Below are 1,555 nucleotides of genomic sequence, written 5' to 3' on the forward strand. Positions count from 1 at the left end.
GCCTTCGGGGGAGGGGTAGAGGACGACGCCGAAGCCGTGTTCGGCGGCGACGCGGGCGGCGCCGGTGTAGACGCCGGCGAAGAACTCGGTGGTGAGGGCGGGGACGACCAGCAGGACGGTCCTGGTGTGGCCGAGGCGCAGGTTGCGGGCGGCGAGGTTGGGCCGGTAGCCGAGGTCGTGGGCGGCCTGGCGTACCCGTTCGGCGGTGGCCTGGGAGACGCGGCCGCGCCATTTGTCGCCGAGGACGAGGGAGACGGCGGCCTGGGAGACGCCGGCGGCCTGGGCGACGTCGCGGCTGGTGGGCCGGGTGCTTGCTCGTGCCACCGTGGTACCGCTCCTTCGTGCTGTCGTCCGGTTCGCCGGCACCGCTCCGGCTTCGCTGCCAGGTCACTGTGCCGACCGGTCTTTCGGTGCCGGACCTTCGCCTGGACTGGTGAACAGCGCACATGGTACGTATGGCGGGTCACGTTATACGTAAAACTCCCGACTCATGGAGGCGCGCGATGGCCGCGGCAGGCGCGGGTTACCTGGACATCCTCCGGGCGCGGCACGCCGCCCGGCTGCTGGTGGGCACGCTGGTGGGGCGGCTGCCGAACGCCACGGCGGCGATCGCGATCGTGCTGTTCGTGCGGGCCGAGGGCGGCACGTACAGCCTGGCCGGAGCGCTGGCGGCGGCGTACGGCGTGGCCAACGCGGTGGGGCAGCCCGTGCTCGGCCGGCTGGTGGACCTGTACGGCCAGCCCCGGGTGCAGCTGCCCGCGGCCCTGGCCGCGGCGCTGGCGATGACCGTGTTCGCCCTGACCGGCACCGGGCCGGCCGCACTGGCCTGGACGGCGGTGGCGGCGGCCGGGCTGTTCACGCCGCCGCTGGAGGGCGGCCTGCGGGCCCTGTGGCCGTCGGTGCTGCCGCGGGAGGAGCAGGTGCACACGGCGTACGCGATGGACGCGGTGGCGCAGGAGGTCATGTTCACCGTGGGGCCGCTGCTGGTGACCGTGTGCGTTGCGGTGTGGTCGGCGCAGGCGGCGCTGGTGGTGCTGAACGTGCTCGGGGTGCTGGGGGCGCTGTCGGTGGTGGTCTCGCCGCCGTCGCGGGCGTGGCGTTCGGCGCCGCGCGAGGCGCACTGGCTGGGGGCGCTGCGCTCGCCCGGCCTGCTGGCCCTGCTGGGCGCGTTCCTGTTCGTGGGGATCGCGCTCGGCTCGATCACGGTGGCGGCGGTGTCGTACGCGGACGGCCATGGCGGGGACGCGGTGTACGGGTGGCTGATGGCGGCGCTGGGGCTGGGGGCGCTGGCCGGTGGCGCGGTCTACGGGGCGCGGCAGTGGGCCGGTGTGCCCGAGCGGCGCCTGCGGGTGCTGGTGGCTCTTCTGGCGGTGTGTTATCTGCCGCTGATGCTGCGGCCGGGGGCGGTCGCGATGGTGCTGCTGACCGTGGTGTCGGGGGTGTTCCTGGCGCCCTGCATCGCCTGCGCGTTCATCATCGTCGACCGGCACGCGCCGCGGGGCACGGTCACGGAGGCGTTCTCCTGGCTGGTGACGACGTTCACGGTGGGTGCCTC

At 74.4% G+C, this 1,555-nt stretch carries 2 protein-coding genes; one reads left to right on the top strand and one right to left on the bottom strand.

Going from position 1 to position 1,555, the window contains the following annotated elements; genetic code table 11:
- Positions 1–324, bottom strand: a 324-nt coding sequence (locus tag GV126_RS32625) for a LacI family DNA-binding transcriptional regulator (protein ID WP_159674600.1), incomplete at its 3' end; no start/stop codon positions are given.
- 179 nt (positions 325–503) lie between these two features.
- On the opposite strand from GV126_RS32625, the gene GV126_RS32630 reads away from it, so the two are divergent.
- Positions 504–1,555: MFS transporter (locus GV126_RS32630; RefSeq protein WP_159674602.1), on the top strand; the 1,052-nt coding region annotated here is incomplete at its 3' end.

Source organism: Streptomyces mexicanus, assembly GCF_902506575.1.
Classification (GTDB): Bacteria; Actinomycetota; Actinomycetes; order Streptomycetales; family Streptomycetaceae; genus Streptomyces; species Streptomyces mexicanus.